This window comes from Tissierella sp. P1, assembly GCF_002266425.1.
Lineage (GTDB): Bacteria > Bacillota > Clostridia > Tissierellales > Tissierellaceae > Tissierella > Tissierella carlieri.
The window spans coordinates 35,096-57,689 of sequence record NZ_NPMN01000011.1; the positions used below are offsets into that span (position 1 = coordinate 35,096).

The window sequence follows — 22,594 nt, forward strand, 5'->3', positions numbered from 1 at the left end:
GATTTTATGCATTGGTTTATGTTAGTATTTTTATGGGGTATAGTTTCTTATACATTAGCAACAGTAATTCCAGATATTTTCCATTTAAGAAATGTAGGTGATGGATTCTTTTGGACTGTAGCATTTTTTATAGGCATAATATTTACTATTTGGGGTGTACACATAGAAAGAAGAAATGCGGGAGAGAAAATAAGAGAAGAAAATCATAAGAAGGAAAAAGAAAACAGTATTAAGCAATCTCTACTAGAAACATATGGTTTACCAATAGATTGTCCATCATTTCAATATCTAAATGGATATAGCAGTATATCCAATAAAGCATCAGTAAATATATGGGTAGGGGAGAATAGTCTAAATTTATTAATCAATGGAGAAGATATCCAGAAGTATCAAGTTCCTATTGATAACATAAACTTTTATTCCGTCAAAGGAGATATGAAGCAAGAAATGGAAACTAAAGGAGGGAATATGTCAGTAGGGGGGACTGTAATTGCAGAAGGAATGCTTGGTACAGCTGCAGCTATGAAGAAAAATCAAGTAGTACAAAATATTAAGACAATTGATGAAAGAAAAACTATAATAAATGCCATCGTAGACGGAAAAAATAGTTTCATATTTTTTGATGGAGCAGATCTGTATAATTATCTTTTGGAAAATCTTCCAGAGAAGGAGCAATCTTTTGTTGCCATGAATAAATAATAAAAATCTAAGGAGGAAACGTTGTGCTTAAAAAGAATAAACAACTGATAATAGGTTTTGTTTTAGGAGCGTTGATATTTGGTATTATTCCAGTAGGTGCAGTAGTGCAAGATTACATTCTAAAGAAATCTGAAACTAAACTTATGGTAGACGGAAAAGAATTCGCCAATAAAGAATTACCAGTGCTAATTTACAAAGGTTACAATTACATCCCAGCAGCAACATTTAGGGAAATATGTGATACAATAGGAGTAGGATTTGAGTGGGTAGGGGAGAAAAACGAGATACAGATAAATACAAATAGATCTATGACTATAAAAGAAACGAAGGTCAAGGATATGATTGATATCGAAAAAGATGGATATAAATTATTTGTTGTTGATGGAGTAGAATATATATTACCTAGAGAAATTTTTGAAAAGCACATAGACCAAGGATACGACTTCAGATTTATACCTGAAACAAAGGAACTTTATTTTTATCATACAAATAACCTAAGAAATGGCGATGAGGAAATTCTATTAAGAAATATTGAAACACATATTTTTCAGAATAAAAGCTATATAGAGTATAATTATTTTAAAGAAAATATATTACCTCTTATTAAGTAGGAAAGGGGCATATAGCCCCTAAATTTCTTTTATTCCTTCATTAGAATTAAGTTGTATAATTAAATTATTAATTTCAGCTTCCTCTGTAACTAACTGATTATACTCACCAACTAATCTTGAATTTTGTTCTTGCAATCTATTCTTTTGCATTTGAATATCTCTTAATTTCATTTCAAGCTGAATCTTATCTAACTTAGTCTCAATTTCTTCAGTGATAATTACTAGGTCATCCTGAATAGTTATATCTTTATTTAATACCTTTTTATTCATAAAATCACTCCCTTAAATAATAAAACATTATAATCCGATTACTCTAGCATTGGAAAAATCCCAAGTACCTTGAGGTACAAAACTTCTTGTAGCACCAGATACTCTAAGGAATACCCCTATAAGACTTCCTAAATCAACATAGTCAAATCCATTGTAGATATAAAACACTGTATTTCTATCATGGTATATAGAAAAATCTCCATATCTATCAAATGTAGCTTCAGACCTATTGTCTCCATATATAGAAGTAACCCCTCTTAAATCAATCCTATCAGCATCTATAGTTATCTGTTCTCTTGACATATTAATTGCAGAAATTACCTCATCATCGCCAACCTTCAAAGTAATCTCATCTGCCATTTGCCTTATCTCGGACTTGATACCATATCTACCATTAACATCGTCATCTACCCTCTCAACAGTAGATTGAATCCTATCAGCTCTCACATCAAGCCTAGCAGCTTCACTCGTAACCCTGTTATCAACACTAGTCACCCTAGCGGCCTGCAAAGAAATTTGTTCAGCGTTTTGTTGTATTAAAGTACCTTGATTAACTATAACATTGCCCAGCCTATTAGTCTCATTTGCATAGGACAGAAATGTAGGATTTTTAATCAAGTCAAGACCCTTCACGAAATCATTATCAACCTTTCCTATAGTGATACTACCAGCCTTAATCCTATCAGCAGATAAATAGCCAGTAGTTATATTACTAGCATTTAGATTAATAACATTTATTAGATTTGCATCAATGGTTCCAGCTGTTATTTTATCAGCAGTTAAATTCTTTATCTTAGCATCAGTTACAGTCATATCCTCCAAATAATTACCACTCATTTGCCCATTTCCATTGAACTTTCCATCAATAAATCCAGTAGTATTAAAAGAAGCTTTCAATTGCTCAATTAATCTTTCTTCTGGGTCGCCAATATCTAATTCACATTGCCAAGGTTGAAACAAATTATATTTATGCCTAATAATTCTTGGCCGTGGACTATCAGGTGCAATATCAGGATCTATAATATCTACCATATCACCTAGAGAATAATCTTCATGTTCATATTCAGGAAGAACACGAACATCAACTAACTTTACTTTATATAAATATCTAGGCCTACAGATTAATTCTAATTCAGCTATAGCTTTTTCTTTTAACTCTGATTGACTATAGATATCTTGGTTCTTATAAATTCCTACATATTCCCTAGAAGTATAGCTATTGTTAGTAATATATTTCTTACCACCATTTACTGCAGCTATATCTAAATCATCATGGCCGAAAGCATATAATTTAGTTACAATTTTATTGGATTGAGTTCTAGTGATATGTTTTAAGTTTTTTCTATACCTAACTTGGAATCCATTATAAGGTTGCCATTTTCCAGCATCCCTTAAGTGAATAATCTTATTGATACTATCGAATACAAGATAGCCACCCCAAATGTCTTGAATCATCTTAATAAGTTCAAGTCTACTAACTTTTTCAGCTTCAAGGTCACGAATACCAGTTACATCAACAGTACCCATAGTCCAGTCAGAGCCTTGAAGAATAGCATATAGAGCATGGGCAGCGGTACCAGTAGAATATCTATTGCCACTTAAATTAGAACCACCACCAACAATGATAACAGCAAGGTCGGCAGGAGGTCGGGCAGTAGGGTCATTGGATATAGAAGGCTCTACATAACTAGTATCTAGTTCATACCATTTCTCAACTGCCATAACCTTAGTCCATAGTACATTTTTATCATCTCTAATAGTATCTATAGCTTCATCTTTGCGAAGAATATAGACTCTACCACCAGCCCATATTTCACATTCAGGAGTGAGTTCACTTATTTTTTCAGAAGTAGCAGGGAGCATAAGCTCTAGGATAGATTCTCCATTAAGTCGAGCATCTGCCAACACTCTTTTAAGCCATCAGCAGAAGGGGAGAGGTAGGCAGTAGTTTTACCATTAACTTTTATTTGTATATTTTTAGGTATTTGCATAAAATCACCTTCTTTAAATCCATTTATCATGCCATTTTACAATTACATTACTATTAGATACTACGTTAGTACTTCCAGGATATAGTAGGGGAAAGACACCGTTATAGTTAGCCATAGTATTATTAGAACCGATCTTTGCAGTTTCTTTTTCAGTATCGATAATAAGTTTTTGTCCGCTAGGAATAGTTCCAGTATAGGTTAATGTTTCTCCACCTATAGTAAGGGAAGGATTCGTAACAGGTCCAGAAATTTCAACTATTAATCCAGTTTCAAAAGTACCTTCATTTACAAGATTACCACTACCAGTTAAAGTTTTTTCGAATGAGCCAATGATAAATGGGTCACTCATTTTAAATGGTAATACAAATTGGAACCAACTAGCATAATTAGTAATATCAATCTTACCAGAATACTTAACCATATAAGTTTTTTCCACATCATCACTAAATATCAAAGTTTTATATCCTTTAGTAGGATTAAGATATTTAGCAAATAGCCTTTGTAAATGAGCCTTTTCAAGGGGAGAATTACCTTCATCAGTAGCAACGTGTAATTCCATCATCTTAGACTTAAATTCAGTACCAAAGTCAAATTCACCATGCCTACCAGGTATTTCGTCTGTGTAATCTCTAGTAGCAGGAAGGAGTTCATATCGCTATCGCCAGTAACTAAAACACCTAGTGGATGTAAGATATTATTTGAGTCGATAACGAAGAATGCACCAGCAACACTAACGTCAGAGTCAGTGATAAATCCAGCATCCGAAATATTCAAGTTTGCAGTTAATGATAAAGAATCATTTGCAACTGCGGAGTCTGATATGTTTACATCTAAAATTATAGAAATATTGTCATCTGATGATATGGATTTGTCTAAAACTTCTACACTAGCAATTAAGGCTATGCTTTCATCGGCAATAGCATTATCTGAAATAGGAATATTGGCGAATATATCTTTAATACTATCAAGTCCATACCCACTGTCTAGTATGATAATAGCAAAAGGCCCTGAATTATAATTTGCTCCGCCATCTGGTAATTTCTTGTTGTATACTTTTCCTGAGTTATAACTTGTCATTTTATCACCTCATTAGAAAAGAAGGGCAATAAAAAAAGCCTTCTAGGCATTAATTTTGTCCTACTAAATATTCAGCTACTGCAATTTGATATTCCTGTGGCACTAAAGGTTTATTTTCTCCTTCAACTTCCTCTAAATTCCACATTTTAGCTTTGACTAATATTCCATAACTAACTATTAAATATCTCTTTAACATTATACATTACCTCCTTCTAATTCCGATAATCTCATTTCTAAATCAATAATGCTTCAGCCATTGCAACTTTTTCATCGTCAACATATTCATCTATAATTTCAGGCTCTGGTATGATCTTATCTTCAATTTTATATTTTTTAATTACCTTATCTTCCAAAATCTCGTAACCATCATCTAAAATATATTGATTTTCCACATCATGCTCTGGAATTACATCTTCCAATGGTAGCCATCCTTCAGCTAGTAGAATTTCAATATCTTGTAGATGATAGCCACTTACAGAACTACCATCTTTTAATTCACCAGTAGTAGGTAACCCATACTGAACTATTTCACCATCAATTACTTGTGCCATTCTCATATTTACATCATCCTTTCTTTATTTATTCATACCACTTACCATAGAACTTAATTGAGCCACTTAAATTGTCCGTAAAAATCATTAAGGGTCTTTCAAATTCTAACGTATTGTCAATTAAAGTTGATGGCATACCTGAATTATAATTAGTTACTGCTATGAACTTTTTTTCACTAACATCCCATAGACTTATCTGGCTAAAACTCCCTTGACCTCCTTTATAATCTATAGCAATAAACACTCTATTATTTTTATCAACTGTTATACTTGGATATCCCCTATTCCAGCTATTTCCAGAGGTTATCTTAACAGAATTAATCCATGTAACCCCATCGTCGATTGAGTATATATATCTCGTATTTAATGCCACTGTATCTACATTATCTGTTCCATGCCAAGATACATGAATTATTCCATCGTTATCCTTGCAAACGGATGGTTCTGTTTGAGGGTATGGGTCAGTAAATGAAGTAGGATAGATTATAGATAATTTCCATGAACTGTTAATTACCCCCGCATGTGTACTAGGAAGGTTTGGATTTTTACCAATTGCTCTAATTTGGTAATAACTTGATTGTTTATATGCTACAATTATCAGTGGATAGTCATTACTATCTAATACTATACTTGGGGATTCAAAAGAATAGCCATTACTAGTAGCAATAGTAACTTGTGTTGGAGTGTCCCATATACCCTTTCCATCACTACCTATAACACCCTTACAATATCTGATATTAGTAGTATTAGGATATAATGAGTTTTTATCAGACCAACAAACATGAATTTCAGTACCTTCCTTGTTTATTGTTGCTGATATATTACCTAATGAAGTAGAAGTTACACTTATGTTATCTCTCCTAATAAACGCAAAGTCTCTACTTCTATGAGTGACTACTTGAATTGTACTACTACCTACCCCCAAAATAATAAAAATATAATCTTTATTATTTACGATTGCCCAATCATTAGGTATTCCACTCGTATTAATATTTGTAGGAGAAGTAAAAGTTTCACCCTTATCTAAACTCCTATAAATATACAAAGTAGTTGATGCATTTCTAGCACTTGCTATTAATGTTCCATCTGACAATCTTACTGACTTTCTACCTCCATTCCCCTTAGTTGTATAAGCTTGATTTACTACTGTAGTTGGGGTAGTTCTATCAATTAATTCACAAACCATTCCACCCTTTTTTTCAACACCTAATCTGACTCTATCAGCTAACACTCACACCACCTCCAAACATTGCTATCCACCTATTAGCAACTTTTGAAGAAGATATAAAAGTAATTATATACTCTGTGTTGGCTTTTGTTAAGTCTGGTATCCCATTTACCCAAACAACATTAGATGGAAATGCTATTGACTTAGGAGTACTTTCTTGAATGATTGTTAACGTGAAAGAATCTACATAACTAATATCCTGATTACTCGGTATCATATATTCTGTGTTGCCAGTGATAGTATGAATAAACATATTGCCTTGCAGTATATTTATTATAGGGGAAATACCATCTAATACAATTGCATTTTCTCTGTATGCTTTTAAAGATGGGTTTGTTACTAAATTATATCCATGATTAACTTCTCCAGTAAAATTCCCACCTAGTGATGATATTTGTTCTGTCCAAGATGTCCAGTTGTTATTATACCTATGTCTAGTGAACAAGACATTATCTGAATAACCCCAAGCTATCTGTTTTATATTATCATTATCTCCACCACCACGATTATATTTTAAATTTACAATATAATAATAGCTTCCGTTAGTTGGAGCGTTGTTTTCAGAAGTGCCTAATGCTATTCCCAAGTAACCCTCACCAGTTAACATATTAAAGTCAACGGAACCTAGATTACCCTTAGAGAATAAGTTATTTATTTTCCCATTCAATACTTTACCTTGAGTGGCATCTAATGCTTTTCCTATCTCAGTTTCATCAAGATTATTAACTATCATTGAATTATCCAATTTATTGTCAAGTTCATCTTTTAGTGTTTGTGACAATTCCTGTCGTGTGATTAATCCATCACTCATAAAATCACCTTCTCTCATTATTTATGCAACTTTGCTAGAAAGGCATAAAAAATACACCTTTCTAGGTGTTATTAGTTAAAAATCTAATTCAGTAATTTCTTTATATTGTGCTTCTGTTATTTCTCCAAAAGGATTACTTTCTGTTTTTACCGCCAATCTTAATTGCTCTGCTGATACCCATTTCATATTAAATGCTAATTTCCAAAATGCCATTCTAGATTCCTCCTTGTAATAGTTGTAATTTTATGCTTGTAAGTTCTTGACCTAAAGTGTCTATGATGTTGTCTTTAGATATATTAGACAATTTTAGCATTGTAATTTCTTGTCCTAATATTTCTATTTCGCTTGGCTCTTTTTCAGGTTGTTTGTTTAACTCGTCAATTTCTTCTTGACTCATATCTTCAATCCATTCTATATCTGTCCATTTTGCACGATATAAGCCATTTGGAGGGGTTACAGTTATTATATCCTTTTCTAATTCCTCAAGAGGATTACCTTCCTTATCAAATTCAACTACATGTTTTTCTATTATATAGCCATTTTCATCTATTTTAAATACTTCTTTTATCATATATTCTCCTCCTTTAAGTAGCTATAAAACTAAAGTTAAAATATATAGTTTTATGAGGTTGACCCCTCCCAATATACAAATCACCTGTTGGATAAAGTTCTGCGGTGCATAATATATATTCGCTGATTAGAGTAAATGCTGTTTCCATAACATCATATTGAGGCCTATAACCTACAGGAAGCTGAAATACAGCACCTGCAGGTGTATTATGAGAGCAATTCCCCGTTACATGAACTACCCCACAAGCATCCTTTCTGTACTTTATAGTACCCGTCCATCCATTTATGAGTGTAGCATTTATCCAACTAGTGTTAGCTTGTAAATTTAAAATTCCTGTAAGAGTATCTCCTGATTTACGTATCCTAGAATTATACAAATCTGATATATTTGTAGAAATGCTTGATTGAACTCCATTTGCAATTGGTATATCATCCCCTGTCAACTGTACTTCACCAGTCTTAGAATTTACACTTTTGACTTTACCTGCATTTGCTAGAACATATTTAGTTTGCTCTGTTAAAGCTTTGCCTTTTAACTCTTCAGGTAAGGTAGGGTCGTTTATGTCTCCTATTTGATTTTGTACTGAATCAACTTTTGAATTTATGTCGGTCACATTTTGCTGTACATTTGAAACATCATCTTGAATATCACTAAGTTTACCTGTCAATCCTTGAACTCTATTTTGTGGTATAGAATCTATCGAAATCACACTCCCGCTGACACTACCATCTTCACCTACGGGTATGTTTTTCCACACTTCTATAGTCACCTTTGATTCTACTTCTAAAGCCTTATTTAGCTTTATCTTTTTTTCATCTATTGTGTAAAAGTCACTATCTCTAGGTATGGCATTTATATATAATTTGACTATATCTGTAGCCTTATCAAAACTTTCCAGAGGTATGGTTATTTCCGTAGTACCAATATCGACATTATGAAATTTATACTCATACACGTTCAATTTTGGTATTCCAGTTTCGGTCACTAAGGTTATTTGTTCATCTGTATAGTCCTTGGCTTTTTGTTCTGCTTGGTTTATTTTATTGCCGAGTTCAGATAATTGATTTCCATCAATCTTAACAGTATAAGTAGCATCGGCAGTTAATATATCAGATTCTAAAATAGGAGTAGTGAATATAATAGCACCGCCACCATAGTCAATTTCAAAATCATCAGTGATAATTACACCATTTTTCTTGATTGATGGGGTAGGGGAGAGGAGCCAGTTTCTTTTTCCTTCTGGTGCTTGATAAATTCTACACCTATCATCATTAGATATAAACACTTCGGATAAAGGTATATCAGTTTCAGAAATAGTATTCATACCAATGGATTCTTCAATTTTTCCAACAGCTTCCTGTAGTCCAGAAATATGAGGGGAGATAATTTCCCCAGTTTTAGGATCTTGCCAATTTGTTTTAGCCATTTATATCACCACCATTACGATATAGTAATTTGTAATTGAATTACCCATGTGTCGGGATTAGCCTTTGTCCTGAGTGCAGATTCGACCTTGCGATTCAAGTTCTTGGCGGAGTCGGAAAGTCCGTTTGCAACTGTAAACTCACGCCAATTATGATTACCTTCATCAGGTCCAAAAGTAGAGCGGAAGGTTACAATATTATTAGAAACTTGAGGGTAAGTAGAATCCATAGGAGCATAGCTTTTATTAGCACCTAATAATCCAGTTTGACTGGCACTAGCAGCAGTAGTTCCATCACCAACACCAATGTAAGCGTTACTGTTGTTGAATGGAGTTTCAGAGCCACCAATCAATAGAGTGAGTAGGGAAGTGATACCCTCACTTAAAAGTAGGTTTCCTTTGATTTCTTCTATTTCATATAGCTTCATATTTTTATCGTATTTTTCAATAGTCCATTTAGGTTGCCATTTAGCATGTTCAGCAATTCCAAGTCCAGCACCAACAGCTATAGTATCTATTCCAAAGCCTTTTTCAAGCATATAATCAACTCCTTTAAAATTAGTAAAATAAAAAAGCCACTCAATTAAGAATGGCTTATAATTATTTATTTTTATTTAGTTCATAAACAGTAGCTTCAATCAGAGCATCTAGTTGTTCATCAGTAACTTTAATGCCCTTGGAGTTCAGGAACTCTAATACATATTCTTTTTTATCTTTGCCTTTACCTTTTTCTTTGTAGATTTGTTCTGCTGCATTAACAGCTATCTGAACCCAAAATATTGTGTTATCTCTTTGTTCTTTAGTAGTTTTAGATTTTAAAAATGGTACTATTATATATGTTATAATAGCACCAATAAAAGTAATTAAAGCAGTACCTATACTTACAACAGCATCACCGTTCATAATCATTTACCACCTTTCTTATTTAGAAATTCTATCTATAATAGACCAAAACAACCATTGAGGAACATTTTCCGCTAGAGTTTCTTTCCAAGTGTCTGGGCTATTTACAATTGGATTTCTATTATTATCTTTTTTCTTGCTTAAAGAATCTAATGATTTAATTCCCATTTCTTCTTGCCATTTAGCTAGTTCCATTTTAATCAACTCCCCAACTTTATCATTTTTTAATGAATTCAAGATTTCGTCAAACTGAAAATTCTTACCAGGACAAAACGGTTTGGTGACAGGATTAATCTGATAATGTCCGACTATATGATTTCTATCTAGAGGTATGTCAATTCCATAGATACGTTTAACTTCTTGGATTATATATTTGTGTAGCCATATACTAGCTTCTAGTTGTTTAGGCTCTAACCTTCCATTAGCTTCAGATGAAAAACCTTCATGCTCAATTGATATAGTGTAATAATTAGCATTGGTTTTTCTATCTTTTACTTTAGATAGAGTAGATAAACTATAGTGCATTTTTGGATTTTTACCTTTTAAATCTACAGAAGTTCCATTTGCTTTAGCTGTATCTGTAAGTTCTACTAGTTGAGTTATTTTTCCATCTTTAGCAACTACAAAGTGGGCAGACACCCCCGAGTTTGGATTACATAACCAGCTAACTGCTCCGTTAAATCCACCTTCTGTGATATGAGAGACTATCATATCAGGTTTCCAGCCATTTCGACCTTTAGTAATATTAGGAGAGAGCTTTTTTACTATATTAAATTCTTTGCTCATAATCATTCACCTCTTTTTTAGGAGTTTCTTCTTCCTCATAAGGTTTCATTAATTCTTTATTTTTCTTCTTTGAAAATAAAAGGAGCCAATCTAAGTCAGCTCCTGCTTCAATTAAATTTTCTATATTAGATTGAAATTCTCTCATAAACATTACAGAATAAACAAAAGATGCGATAAATATCCCTAACTGTTCTAAATATACAACTCTATAAGATAGTCCAGTTAAAATTGATATCATAAGATAAGATACAATTTTTACCTCAGTACCTTTCCATAGAGTTTTACTAAATATTTTTTTCAACTTGACTGCATTTTTATATCCGTCATATTGCTTACATAGTGAGTACATTTTAGTTAAAACATCACAACCGGCAGCAGCTAATACAGCAATAAAAGACATACGATAAAAGGGGACAGGGAATAGGACATAACCTATAATTCCGAATATAGCCCCCCATATTGGTTTTGTTCCTGAAAATGCTTTTGACAAATATTCTACCATATCATTAAAAATACTTAAATTTTCATCCATGCCATACCCCCTGAATGTAGTTAATTTATAAGGAAGTAAGTGAACGTTGGAGTTGCCTTACAAGAATTTCACTATCAATATCATCTTCCATATAATTTCTTTCGATGTTTAATAATTTATCAATCTTAATTTCTTTACGATTATCAGTTAATGAGCTAGAAGATTGACTCATAGGTCTTTGATAAAGTACATCAATTAGAGTTTCTAGTCTAGTAGATAAATCAGGAGGGAATACTAATTCTCCTGGTTTAAACATTGCAACTCCATATGATAAGGTTTTAGCTCCAGTATGGAATTCAGGATATTCTCCAAGATTAGGGTCACGGCCATACTTAATTCTAAGTCTATCATTTTCAGCCTGTAACCTTTGCATCTCTGCATTATTAGAATGACTAAATCCTTGTCTTTGAAGTTCTTTCCATTTTTCACCGTTAGATTGAAATCTCAAATAATCAGCATCTGTCATGCCCCAATCATGCTTAGAGTATTTATCTTGAGAGTATCTATCGCCATAATCAGAAAGACTATTACCATAATCATTAATTCCATCTACAATGCTGCCAATAGAGTTATAATCTCCATCTCTTAAAGCATTTTCTAAAGGTATAAGATAATTTTTCTGAAATTCCTCAAACATACCTTTAGACATAGTGGAAGCTAAGGCAATAAGATTAATACTATGTTCATCAAAAGCTATCTCTATTTGTTTATAGGATTTATCAAGTTTTTCTCGTTCCTCCCTAGCAGTATCCTCAACAGATTTAACTTCATCTTGTAGTACCTTTTTCTTATCTTCAAGAGATTGCTTTTTAAGGTCAACTTCTCTTTTGTGTTCAGCTTCATCAATCTGTTTTAAGAGTTCAGTAACTTTCTTTCTAGCATCTTCAGATGTTCTAACTTGCCAGTAGGCTAATTGTTCTTTAAGGTCAGCCATTTTTTTATCGTGGTCATATTCATCTTCCTGTCTACTAAGAAGTTCTAACTCTTTTTCAATAGCTTTAATTTCATCTTCATGTATAGATTTCTTCTTTTTAGCTTCTTCCTCGATTTGTTCAATCCTCTTATCATGAGCTTCTTTAATAGTTTTCTGCTGGTCAGAAATTTGTTTCTTGTATAGGTCAAATAGATTTTCAATCCTAGATTGTTCTTCAGATAGAGTGGAGGCTTTAACCTCATATAACTCACGATATTTTTTAATTTGTTCATCAACACTTAAAAGACCAAGTTTAGTCAAATGTTTAATTGAGTTTTCTTCCCTAGAAAATGAGTCTGTCATAACTTGATTTCTTAACTTATATAGATTAAGAGTAGCTTGTTTTACGGCTTCGATATTATTGCTTTGATTTTTTCTAACCCTTTCCCAAGCTGCAATCTCATCTTCAACTGAAAGTTCGTTAAGGTTCTTCTTTTGATTAATCCAGTTAATTGAATCTTGTAAGGTTCTATCTCTTAATCGTTTTTCAGCAGAGTAGATACGTTCAGCCATATCCATTCTTTCATCAGCAGTTTTGACATATAAGAAATTAATTCTATTAAGTTCTGCTATTTCAGTTTTAATACTAGCTTGAGTTTCTTCTGATATTTTCTTTCTATGCTCCAAAAGTTTCAATGCTTCTTGTAACTGTTTATTTTCATATTTACCATCTTTAGAATCTCTAACGTTAGCAAGGTTTATGCCTTTAAAATCAACAGAGCTAATATCTAAAGCGATATTTCTGAATCGTTCTTCAATTTCTTTATATTTTTTTGCAGCAGATAGTGTATTTATTGCATCTATATTGCCGCTTACCATATCTTGTGCTAATCTACCTTTGACTAAGTGTTTTTCCATTTCATCATTACTTGTAGTCAGCACATTATAATATTCAGCCCATTTACCAGATAAGTTTTTAATTAAGTTACTTTCAACTATTTCCTTAGCATGTGCTAGTGATTTAACATTTTCTAAGTCTTTATTATAAAATTCACCTAACTTATCAACTAATTCTTTATTACCCTTGACCTTGGCATTGAAAAATTCTTCATTAATCATCAATATATCGGCATAAGCTTGTTTCTGAACCTTTTCCTCCTGCCGAATTATAGCTGTCAACTGCTTATGGAGTTCTTTTTCATCATCTAGGTAGGGGAGTAGTTCTTGATGCTTAGAAATTATCTCTTGCTTAGATTTAGCAGATAGACCTTCTTTAGAATTTAATTCTGCTAAAAATGAATTATACCTTTGGATTTTAGAGGTAACATCTTCAAAAGATTTTGCCAGTGCATCTGTGATTTCTTTACTAGCTTGCAAGATTTCATTATTTTTATTAGCTTTGTTGGAGTTATCGATTAGTGATTCTGTATTTCCTTCATAAATGGCAGTTAGTATCTTTTTAGCTTCTTGAAATGAATCTGTATTCATCGTAAGAGTAGAAATAGTTTCTTTTGCTTTTTCTATTGCTTTTGTATATCTTTCTAACTCTTTTGACTCAAAAGATCCCAAAGGTGTTTTTAAACTTTTCAATGTCAATTCTTTCGCCAAGACCTCAAGTTCTTTTAGCATATCTTTTTGTCTTTCTAATTCCTCTAAATCCTTTTGATAATTATACTCTCCACCACTGATAATACTTTGAGCTTTTAATTCAAGTCTTTTTAGTTCTTCTTCATTTAATTTTTCTATTATACTAACTTGTTCTGATAAAGACATGCTTTCGTTTTCAATGACACTTTTGCTTTGAGGAAGTAAATCAATTATTTTCTGCTTTGCTGTTGCTAATTTCTCTTGTTCGTCAGTAGCCAATGAACTTTTATTTGCTAATTCTTCGTAAGTGGATAACAAACTCTTCAGATCACTATAGATTTCTTTCTGTTGATTAAATACCTCAATAGCTCTTTCCTGTTCCTCTCTTTGTTTCTTGATTGCATTAGTAATAGCAACAACAACTCCTACAGTAGCAGATAAAGCGATTAGGGGATTAGCCTGTGCAAAAGCTATCATGCCAGCAGTACCACCATTTAATGCGTCACCCAATTCATATATCTTGTTTTTTAATAAATTAATTGTTTGAGATATATTAGGAACTTCAACTCCCAAACGTGTCATTACTGTTTGGAAGGTTTTTACAGTTGTTATAGTAGTTAATGAGGAAAGTATAAAATCCTTTAACTCATCATCTAGATTATTTATAACATTTAATACACCAGTGCCACCGTCAACGAGTAATTTCAGGACATTATTTAATCCAGCATCACCAATAGAAATAGCTAATTGTTCAACAGATGCTTTTAAAGACTCAGTTTTCTTCTCCAAGGTTTCCATAGTCTTAGCATTTTCTCTCATGGAGTAACCTTCTGCATCCATCATGTCATTAAGAATACCTTGAACGTTAGCAAGTCTCTCAATCATACCAATAAAATAATTTCTACGATAAACACCAGCACTAGATTGAGCAATGTCACGTTTTTCAAGGTCATTATATTCTTCTCTAGCAAGGTTATATTTTTCTTGCATTCCTAAAGCAATGGCTAATTCTTCACTAAATAATTCGGTGTCATCAGCAGCTTTAACAAAACCATCTTGAAATACTTCACCAGATGAATTCCATTGTGAAGCAATATCTTTAAAAATATCCATAATATTTCTAAATTGTGTTTTAGCCGTATCCGAAAACATTTGAATACCCATAGATTCGAGAGTGTCTATTGACTTCGGTCTTTGCATAAATGAAATTATAGAATTCAAAGCATTTCCGATTTCACTTCCAGCTCTTCCTGAAGCCTCACGCATAACAGTTAATAGTCCAATAGTTTCCTCAATAGACATATTCATATTCTTAGCAGCACTAGAAGAACGGAGTAGACCATCCACGAGGTCTTGAGATGTTACTGAGTTGCTATCCGCTACTAGATTAATTTTGTCCATTACAAGAGCCATATCCTCGGCTTGAAGTTGCCATTGAGCCATGATACCAATCATAGACTCAGTAGCTTGAGTTGCATTAAGTTCAGCAGTATTAAGAGCGAGTAGGGAAGTCTTAGTTAATTCTAAAGAATCAGCTACATTATATCCAGATTGAGACCATCTTAGAGCGATGCTCTGGACATTCTCAAAAGTTTGACCATAGTTAACAGCTAGTTTAAATAATTCATCCCTATAATCTTTAAACACAAAGGAGCTGTCATCCATAACTCTTGAAATCTCAACCATGCCCATTTCAACATCTTTGATGGTAGTTAAAACTTCTTCTCCAGCTTTTTTAATGGTATAATACATGGCAGCATCAGCAAGCCATGAAGTATGGTTCTGTAAATCTTTACTAGGGGTATTGAAATTTTCTATTTGTTTATCATATATAGCAGAGTTTGTTTGAGCTTTTAATATATCAAGCTGTTCTTTTAATTGTTGAGTCTGCTTGACTTCCTCGGCAGATAATTTGCCTTCAGCTTGTAGTCTAGCTTGAATTACAGATAGTTGTTCTCTTAGGGTACCAGATTGCTTAGAATATTCTTCATTTAACCCTTTAGTAGTAGCTCTTTGGTGAATAAATGCAGCCTGAGCCTTCATCTGTTCAAGAGTGCTTTCTTTTATACTAGATACTTGCTTGTCATATTCTTTATTCAATTTTAAAGCTTCAGTATGAGCTTTTTTCATGGCTTGAATAGAAGACTTTTCTAGTTCTTTATAATGTTGGCTAAGTTTTTTTATTTCATCAGAAGGTTGGAATTTATTTGTATCTTGAAAATGTTGTTTCCAGAAAGCATCTTGACTCATTTTAATACTCTTGGCATTTTCTATTGCCTTGTTCTTTTGATTATCTAAATCTTTGTTAAGTTCTTGAATTCTCTTTTGAAACTCTTGAATAGACTCTATGGCAGGATTATAGTCCAATCCAAGACTAGCTATTATTTTTAAAAAGCTATCATCATTCATGCAGTCACCAACTTTCGGGTATAAAAAAACCACTCATTTGAATTTGAGTGGCTTTAATGTAATTTTTCAGCATTATTTTTAAGTAATAGAAAAGAAGTGTCTTATAACACTTCTAATTAATGAAATTATTAGTTTCCTCTAATAATGTTTCTATTTTATCTTTAAAATCTTCTAATTGTTCAGTATAATATTCTGCTGTATTTTTTCTTTTTAATCCCATTTCTTCATTAGTTTTATCGAGGTCATATTCTGATTTAATAATTTGTAATTTACCAGATGCTATTGCTATTTCCATCATATGCTTCAATACATTCACTTCTTCAACGGTGTAGCTTGTTGGAGAGTTCATGAATTCATCTCGTAAGGGTGCAACTTTATTCTCTACATATGCATTAAATTCACTATCAATGGTTTGATTTTCGGCTTCTAGTACAGTGGAATGTACTTTTATTAATCCATCTACCAAGTTTAAGAAAACTGCTGCTATCATACTGTCTATTTCTGAGTATTCCTCTTTAAATTTATAATCAAATTCGTATGCTATAGTTTCTTTTTTATCGCTACAACCAAACAAACTCATTGACACAATTAAAACTAAGATCATAGATAATATCTTCTTCATAAAATCTCCCCCTTTCCCATAATTTTACATTAAGAGCAGAGGAATATCAATATAATAGAATAATCTTATCGTATACTTAATTAAAAGCATTTGCAAAAGACATAAATTGACTTAATTTAGGTGGAGAGTCTGCCCTTGGCTCACTAGTTACAGTATGAGATAGGGTAGAGGAGCCAAATATATTTGGAACACCTATTTTAATTGGAATATTTCTTCCAATACTTTTACGATAATTATTTATTTGTGGGAGCGTTAAGTAGGGGATTTCACTATGAGAAATACTTGTATGGCAAACTAAATCCCCAAAGATTTCTCCCCAATCAGGGGAGGTATTGTCGCCCTCCCCATCTTTTTTATCATCAGGAGAGGGCGAGGTTAGCCCGACAAGTCACACAGTTTCTTGAAATATCTCTTATAATCAACAACATCCCAGCCATCAGCCATAGTCTTTTCAAGTGACATAGGTTCGTTGTTTTCATCAAATAAATACACAATAGTTATGTCTTTACCTAAAATCTTAGCAGTGACTTTTTCGCCACCAAGCCATTTGTTCATAGCCTTTTTAGACTTTTCATCAGATAAATTGAAGATCTGATTTTCGCCCATGAAAAGTTGCTCTTTTCTAAACATTTCTATATGAGCAGATGCAATAGGTAACATAGTATACTGTTTTCCTTTAGCTTCAAACTCAACCCCACTCCCAAGCATAGCTTCTAGGGAAGTAGGGGTATTATCATCTTTACTCATCTAAATTACCTCCTTGACCTAAATTTAATTGCATTCTCCATTTCTTTTAGCAAACTTAAAGTCTACAGCCTTATCACCACGAGGTTTTAATACCTGTAAAGTGATAGTTTGAGGTGCAGGAGTTTTGCTTAATGGTGGAGGATTTATTGTTCCAACAGCTTTAGCTCTATCTATGATGATATTTGCATCATAAGCAGTAGCTTCATCATCACCCATAGCCTCACCAGATACAATTGCTCTAAAGGCATAAGGAGTACCAGATTTAGGGAAGTTAAAGCCTACAGCTTCTAGAGCCAACCAGTCATAAGCAAAGTATGCAGCTTTTCCAGCATCATCTTCGTGGAAAGTGACGACATTATCTTTAATTGTTACTTTGCCTTTCGCTAATGGTGGATCAGGTACTTCCTCTGTGGGTTTTATAATTTCAAAATGAGTACCTTCATAATCTACAATCAGTACGCTTCCTGCGACAGGTTCATGAAGTAATTTAACTTCATAAGGAGCTTTTTCAGGAATGATGGCTTCATAATCAGACATAGTCATAGTTGTATTGGTTAGTTTTTCAACCTCAGTTCCCATTAAAAATGCATAAAGTTCAGGGGACATAAAAGATAACTCAACAGCGATAGAACCTTCTCTACCAGTTACAGGTTGAGCAGCAGGCCAGTCAGAGTTTCCGTCTGGTAGGGCTTGTGTATTAGTGGTAACATTTGGAGTAATGGAAACAACTGCCCCATGATGGAATACTGCGTCACCTTTAGCCCTAGAAGGCTTTCCACATCTGTATCTTTCTAATAAAAGGCTTCCAGCTTTGTTAAAAAATATCGGTTGCATATAAGCACATCCTTTCAAATTGTTCTATGAAATTCAAATCTACTCCCACAACAAAAAAAGCCTTGCATGGTTGGGAGTTCACCAAGCTGGCCACCAAAATAGGTATATCTTTTATTTATTCTTTTCTTGTGTAAAAGCTTTTCAACTCTTTCTTGTATTCTCCAAGATTTATAATCTTCAACGGCAGGGACATGAACATCAATCTCAATTACAGACTGAATGAAACTTTCATTCCTAGCTCTTCTATCAGGAACAAAGAAAATACAAAGTCTTTTTTCGTTAGTAGCCAAATCATTCCATTGACTTCTTTTAATAATTCTTTTAGCAATCTCTATTCTGGATTTACCTTCTAGATCAAGTAACTTTAAAATTTCCTTATCAGCCATAATAATATTTTGTATGGCCGTCAAATCTTTCTCAGGAGTAAAAGCCATAAAAAATCACCACCTTTGGGCATAAAAATATCCCCAAGGTTGGGGATTAAATAAATTTGATTTCTTTTGGGTTAAATACAAAACATGATTCTACCTTTAAAGGGCAGTCATCAAGTTTAATAATCATCCAACACTTCCAAATGCAGTTCTTGTGACATCCTCTATAACACCAGTTTCCCTATAGTGAGGGTGATTACTATCAATGATTTTTACCTTCTTGCCAATAATGTTCATTTCTCAAACCTCACTTATTATAAGTTATGATAAACCTTTGAAACGGAAAATCCTTAATTGTTTCTTTGATTTTTTCTTTAAACCTACCGTTTTTCATCCACCTCATGGCAGTCTGCAGAGCATGAGAGGGTGGAGTGGGGGAGACTTTTCCAGCTTCTTCAAGGTCAAATCCACCTTTGCCACGACCACGAACAGGATTACCAAATATATCTACTTGCCCTGCAACATCTGGTCTAGTCCTAATCTTGTTATCATGCCTAGCAGGGTTCCAAGCAGGACTATTCTTGTAGGCTTCCAAAGCAGGGTTGGAAGTATCCATTAATGAACCACTTCCAAATTCGTCGAGTATAGCCCAAGCACCACCAGCAATACTAGCAGTGATAACATTAGCAATATCAGTTATTTCTTCATCATGTAAACTTTCTTTACCTTCAGGAGTTTGCATACCTTGTTTAGCTTCATTGAGCAATTCTTGTTGTAAATCCTTCATAGCATCAATTAAACTTTTTCTAAAGGCAGTAATACAGCCTTGACTATCAAATCTAATTGACATATCAATCACCTAACCCTATAGTCAAAAGCAGTTAGTTTTATTAATTCAAGAAAATCTTCTAATTCAGAATAGGTAAGATTCATTTTTCTTGCTATTTCTAATACTTTATCTATATTAGATTGAACAAATGAGCCAGTTCTTTTGGTCATTACTTTGTCCTCATTTATCAAATCACCAGATGATAGTGATTCAAATAACTCAACACGTCTTTCACTTAGACTATTGACAGGAAACATTCCAGTTTCATACTGTGGAAATCTATCAATACGTTGCTTAGTCATTATAAAACACCTCCCATCATCAATTCTTGCATTAACGTATTACCTTTCTGCATATATCCCTTTTGTTTCTTATCCCAATTTTTCTTATACTTTGGAATATTAAATGGTGGGGCAGAGGTGCGACTTTTCATAGCCATACATAAAATACCAGCCAAATAATAAATGCCTGCTTGTTGAAGTTGATTATATTTCTGTTCAGTATCAATCTTTTTGCCTGTTGCAGTTAGTTTATCCATAGCAGGAGCAAGTAACATTTTCATCCCACCAATATTGGCATCTGCATCTATAACACTATTTGGAAGAATTTCTTCATTTAAACTTAGCATTTTTCTAACTTTATCATGATATCCTTCACCTAGATATTCTTTATACATAAAATTACCTCCATAATTTTATTTTTAATCAGTCCTTATATCTACAGCTAATTGTATTCTATCGACACCTTCAAGACCGACATTATCTATAGAGACAACTTCATAATTCTTTCCACTATGAACAAATCTATCAAGCATTATTACTCCTAGAGTTTTAGGAACTTGAAAGATATATATTGTATTATCCAATAATCCTGGTTCTTCTTGTCTGATTCTAGATGTAACAATCTCGCCATAACAAGCCACATCAGGATTGATAGTTTCCCATACTTGAATAATATTATTGCTATCGTCTATTTCTTCAACATCTCTTTTGTGTTGGATAGTAGCATTACACTTAGCAGAGAAGAAAGCATATTCCATAGATGCAGGATCATAGTTAGTAGATTGTACTAGATACTTATTATCTCTAATAGTAATGATTTCGCCACTTTTAAGGTTAGAGTCAGCAAGAATTAATCCTTCCCAGTAACTTTCACGAATACCTAAATCTCTACTTGCTTTTGTGGAACGCTTAATTGACACTTTGGTGCTAATAGGAGGGACCCTATCAATGATACAGTCCTGTCCTTTAGAGTTTAGAAATTTTTCAGCATAACTCATATTAGCCACTTCCTGCTAGGGAAAGTAACAGTAAAGTGGGGAATAGAAGAGGGGAGAGCATCAGGAAATTCTAGTTCTATAATCTTGCCGATATAATTATCTCTTTCCTCTTGAAATTCAGCTTTCTTTTTAGACCAATCAATCCATAATTCATGACTTGCATGAGGACCAGACTCTTTCTTGGGTAATCTAGCAGCCATAGAAGGGGAGAGAAGTATACAACATTCCAATACAACCGCATATTCAAGATAAGTTTTGCTATCACCGTCTAGGTAGAGTAGTCAGGTATCATGGATATTATATTAGCTTCAGCTACATCTATACAGTCTGGTTGTTCAATAACAGAATCGGGAAGATAGGCATCATCAACACCCATCTTATCCCTAATTCTTTGTTGCCAATTATCTTTTAAAATCCTATTTTCCATAGGGAATCACCCCCATTAATTGAGAGTAAGTATCTTAGCACTCTCTTTAAAGATCTTTCTAAATCCACTATTTTCAGAAACAGTCATTTCCTTAGTTTGGTTAATTATGTTGATATCAGATTCTTTGATTGTTGAGTTAAGCTCATAAACCTCTTCAATAGTGTTTTCTTTATTTAAAGCATAAATAGCCTCAGCATTATTGACCTTATCTATCCTTGGGCTATACAATAAAGTAAAGTCTGATATTAAGTTTTGTGGCATATTGACTGATATTCCTAAGCCTTGCTTAATCATTTGGTCTATTTGTCCTGCATTTTCCATTGTTGGATAGAGTATATCTAAAATTTGCATAAATGCTTTCTTATTAGCTATAACAGTATTAGCACCACCAACATCTTCAAAGCTTAACATGAAGTCAATAAATACATCTCTAGTAAGATTAGTTGTACCTGTAGATATGTCACTAGATTTTATTACTTGAGCTGCATTGTTGTTACCATCACCATTCTTGATTACATCTAGAATTTCATTTGTTTTATTCATTGCTGCATATATTCCAATTAAGTTAATATGTCTTTGGAAGATTTCAAGACTAGTTCTTCTTAAAGCTTCGTAAGATATACCTACAGCTCTACCATATTTATAAAGCTTAATTACAGACTCACCAAGTTTTAATACCGCCTTTGGCAAGTCAGCACCTTCTGCAACTCTTCTCATTTCTAATGCTTTCTTATTCTTAGCATCATTCAAATCAAGATATGAAGCTTCATAAACACTACCCTCAATACCAGTCCTAACTCCTACTAAATGTTTATAAAGAGGATATTCTGTCATGCTTCTTACAAGGGTTCTTGCTACATACTCAGGGAATAGAACTTTATTTTCATTGGTTCTATAGAATGCTTCAACAGTTGAAGCCATCATATTTCTAGATGGAACAGATTTAGTTAATATCCCAGCTTCTTTCATCAATCTTTCAAAAGCATCTAATTGATCTGTTTCAGAACTAGGATTTAATGTTTCAAGATACATTGATAATGTCATGTTTTGTTTAAAAGCCTCCTGATACATTTCAGGCTTTAAATTGTTTAAAGTAAATTTCATACTATATTCATCTCCTTTC

At 33.2% G+C, this 22,594-nt stretch carries 29 protein-coding genes; 2 read left to right on the forward strand and 27 right to left on the reverse strand.

The genetic code is table 11. The annotated features are described in order from the left end of the window. Positions 1-6: 6 nt before the first annotated feature. Together CIW83_RS09545 and CIW83_RS09550 are read left to right on the forward strand one after the other, a co-directional pair. Complete coding sequence (locus tag CIW83_RS09545; RefSeq protein WP_094900607.1) at positions 7-699, forward strand: hypothetical protein; 693 nt, start codon at positions 7-9, stop codon at positions 697-699. Between the two features lie 23 nt (positions 700-722). Continuing rightward, on the forward strand, positions 723-1,310 hold the full coding sequence (locus CIW83_RS09550; RefSeq protein WP_094900608.1) for a hypothetical protein: 588 nt from the start codon (positions 723-725) through the stop codon (positions 1,308-1,310). A gap of 18 nt (positions 1,311-1,328) precedes the next feature. On the opposite strand, the gene CIW83_RS09555 is transcribed toward CIW83_RS09550, so the two are convergent. From CIW83_RS09555 to CIW83_RS09675, 27 genes are all read right to left on the reverse strand, one after another. Then, complete coding sequence (locus tag CIW83_RS09555; RefSeq protein ID WP_094900609.1) at positions 1,329-1,580, reverse strand: hypothetical protein; 252 nt, start codon at positions 1,578-1,580, stop codon at positions 1,329-1,331. A 27-nt stretch (positions 1,581-1,607) separates the two neighbouring features. Beyond that, the gene (locus CIW83_RS09560; protein WP_143598544.1) at positions 1,608-3,485 is read right to left on the reverse strand and encodes a phage tail protein; all 1,878 of its coding nucleotides are present in this window, start codon (positions 3,483-3,485) and stop codon (positions 1,608-1,610) included. A gap of 99 nt (positions 3,486-3,584) precedes the next feature. Further along, positions 3,585-4,184, reverse strand: a complete 600-nt coding sequence (locus tag CIW83_RS09565; protein WP_094900611.1) for a distal tail protein Dit — start codon at positions 4,182-4,184, stop codon at positions 3,585-3,587. Continuing rightward, positions 4,130-4,648, reverse strand: a complete 519-nt coding sequence (locus CIW83_RS09570; protein WP_094900612.1) for a hypothetical protein — start codon at positions 4,646-4,648, stop codon at positions 4,130-4,132. Before CIW83_RS09570 ends, CIW83_RS09565 begins: the two co-directional genes overlap by 55 nt. 49 nt (positions 4,649-4,697) lie before the next feature. After that, positions 4,698-4,844 carry a CD1375 family protein gene (locus CIW83_RS22825; protein WP_201259771.1) on the reverse strand — a complete coding sequence of 49 codons (147 nt, stop codon included), beginning with the start codon at positions 4,842-4,844 and terminating at the stop codon, positions 4,698-4,700. 37 nt (positions 4,845-4,881) lie between these two features. Then, positions 4,882-5,205: a hypothetical protein gene (locus tag CIW83_RS09575; protein WP_094900613.1), complete on the reverse strand. Its 324-nt coding sequence runs from the start codon at positions 5,203-5,205 to the stop codon at positions 4,882-4,884. Positions 5,206-5,227: 22 nt separating this feature from the next. Beyond that, positions 5,228-6,430: a sialidase family protein gene (locus CIW83_RS09580; RefSeq protein WP_094900614.1), complete on the reverse strand. Its 1,203-nt coding sequence runs from the start codon at positions 6,428-6,430 to the stop codon at positions 5,228-5,230. Continuing rightward, a complete protein-coding gene (locus CIW83_RS09585; RefSeq protein WP_094900616.1) occupies positions 6,420-7,238 on the reverse strand; it encodes a pyocin knob domain-containing protein in 819 nt (272 codons plus the stop codon). The genes CIW83_RS09580 and CIW83_RS09585 overlap by 11 nt, the downstream gene beginning before the upstream one ends. A 75-nt stretch (positions 7,239-7,313) precedes the next feature. Further along, positions 7,314-7,451, reverse strand: coding sequence for an XkdX family protein (locus CIW83_RS09590; protein ID WP_094900618.1), 138 nt, complete (start codon positions 7,449-7,451; stop codon positions 7,314-7,316). A 1-nt stretch (position 7,452) separates the two neighbouring features. Then, entirely contained in the window at positions 7,453-7,809 is a 357-nt protein-coding gene (locus CIW83_RS09595) for an XkdW family protein (RefSeq protein WP_094900620.1), read from the reverse strand. 13 nt (positions 7,810-7,822) lie between these two features. Further along, a complete protein-coding gene (locus tag CIW83_RS09600; RefSeq protein ID WP_094900622.1) occupies positions 7,823-9,235 on the reverse strand; it encodes a hypothetical protein in 1,413 nt (470 codons plus the stop codon). 14 nt (positions 9,236-9,249) lie between these two features. After that, positions 9,250-9,771: a hypothetical protein gene (locus CIW83_RS09605; protein ID WP_094900624.1), complete on the reverse strand. Its 522-nt coding sequence runs from the start codon at positions 9,769-9,771 to the stop codon at positions 9,250-9,252. Between the two features lie 61 nt (positions 9,772-9,832). Next, positions 9,833-10,135 (reverse strand): phage holin, encoded by a 303-nt coding sequence (locus tag CIW83_RS09610; protein WP_094900626.1) that lies wholly within the window; start codon positions 10,133-10,135, stop codon positions 9,833-9,835. Positions 10,136-10,153: 18 nt separating this feature from the next. After that, a complete protein-coding gene (locus tag CIW83_RS09615) occupies positions 10,154-10,921 on the reverse strand; it encodes an N-acetylmuramoyl-L-alanine amidase (RefSeq protein WP_158220077.1) in 768 nt (255 codons plus the stop codon). Beyond that, positions 10,905-11,453 (reverse strand): hypothetical protein, encoded by a 549-nt coding sequence (locus tag CIW83_RS09620; RefSeq protein WP_094900630.1) that lies wholly within the window; start codon positions 11,451-11,453, stop codon positions 10,905-10,907. The genes CIW83_RS09615 and CIW83_RS09620 overlap by 17 nt, the downstream gene beginning before the upstream one ends. 25 nt (positions 11,454-11,478) lie before the next feature. Next, the gene (locus CIW83_RS09625) at positions 11,479-16,362 is read right to left on the reverse strand and encodes a phage tail tape measure protein (protein WP_094900632.1); all 4,884 of its coding nucleotides are present in this window, start codon (positions 16,360-16,362) and stop codon (positions 11,479-11,481) included. Between the two features lie 112 nt (positions 16,363-16,474). Further along, positions 16,475-16,984, reverse strand: coding sequence for a hypothetical protein (locus CIW83_RS09630; protein ID WP_094900634.1), 510 nt, complete (start codon positions 16,982-16,984; stop codon positions 16,475-16,477). Positions 16,985-17,359: 375 nt separating this feature from the next. After that, complete coding sequence (locus CIW83_RS09635; RefSeq protein ID WP_094900636.1) at positions 17,360-17,731, reverse strand: hypothetical protein; 372 nt, start codon at positions 17,729-17,731, stop codon at positions 17,360-17,362. Positions 17,732-17,755: 24 nt separating this feature from the next. After that, positions 17,756-18,565: a hypothetical protein gene (locus CIW83_RS09640; RefSeq protein ID WP_094900638.1), complete on the reverse strand. Its 810-nt coding sequence runs from the start codon at positions 18,563-18,565 to the stop codon at positions 17,756-17,758. Positions 18,566-18,579: 14 nt separating this feature from the next. Further along, entirely contained in the window at positions 18,580-18,999 is a 420-nt protein-coding gene (locus tag CIW83_RS09645) for a hypothetical protein (RefSeq protein WP_094900640.1), read from the reverse strand. 244 nt (positions 19,000-19,243) lie between these two features. After that, complete coding sequence (locus CIW83_RS09650) at positions 19,244-19,786, reverse strand: hypothetical protein (protein ID WP_094900642.1); 543 nt, start codon at positions 19,784-19,786, stop codon at positions 19,244-19,246. Between the two features lie 5 nt (positions 19,787-19,791). Continuing rightward, positions 19,792-20,067, reverse strand: a complete 276-nt coding sequence (locus CIW83_RS09655) for a hypothetical protein (protein WP_094900644.1) — start codon at positions 20,065-20,067, stop codon at positions 19,792-19,794. Next, a complete protein-coding gene (locus CIW83_RS09660) occupies positions 20,067-20,441 on the reverse strand; it encodes a hypothetical protein (protein WP_094900646.1) in 375 nt (124 codons plus the stop codon). The genes CIW83_RS09655 and CIW83_RS09660 overlap by 1 nt, the downstream gene beginning before the upstream one ends. 24 nt (positions 20,442-20,465) lie before the next feature. Further along, entirely contained in the window at positions 20,466-21,044 is a 579-nt protein-coding gene (locus tag CIW83_RS09665) for a hypothetical protein (protein ID WP_094900648.1), read from the reverse strand. Beyond that, positions 21,041-21,274 (reverse strand): hypothetical protein, encoded by a 234-nt coding sequence (locus CIW83_RS09670; RefSeq protein WP_143598545.1) that lies wholly within the window; start codon positions 21,272-21,274, stop codon positions 21,041-21,043. The genes CIW83_RS09665 and CIW83_RS09670 overlap by 4 nt, the downstream gene beginning before the upstream one ends. A gap of 38 nt (positions 21,275-21,312) precedes the next feature. After that, positions 21,313-21,471 carry a hypothetical protein gene (locus tag CIW83_RS22225; RefSeq protein ID WP_158220078.1) on the reverse strand — a complete coding sequence of 53 codons (159 nt, stop codon included), beginning with the start codon at positions 21,469-21,471 and terminating at the stop codon, positions 21,313-21,315. 15 nt (positions 21,472-21,486) lie between these two features. Next, positions 21,487-22,575 (reverse strand): hypothetical protein, encoded by a 1,089-nt coding sequence (locus tag CIW83_RS09675; RefSeq protein ID WP_094900652.1) that lies wholly within the window; start codon positions 22,573-22,575, stop codon positions 21,487-21,489. Between the last annotated feature and the right edge of the window lie 19 nt (positions 22,576-22,594).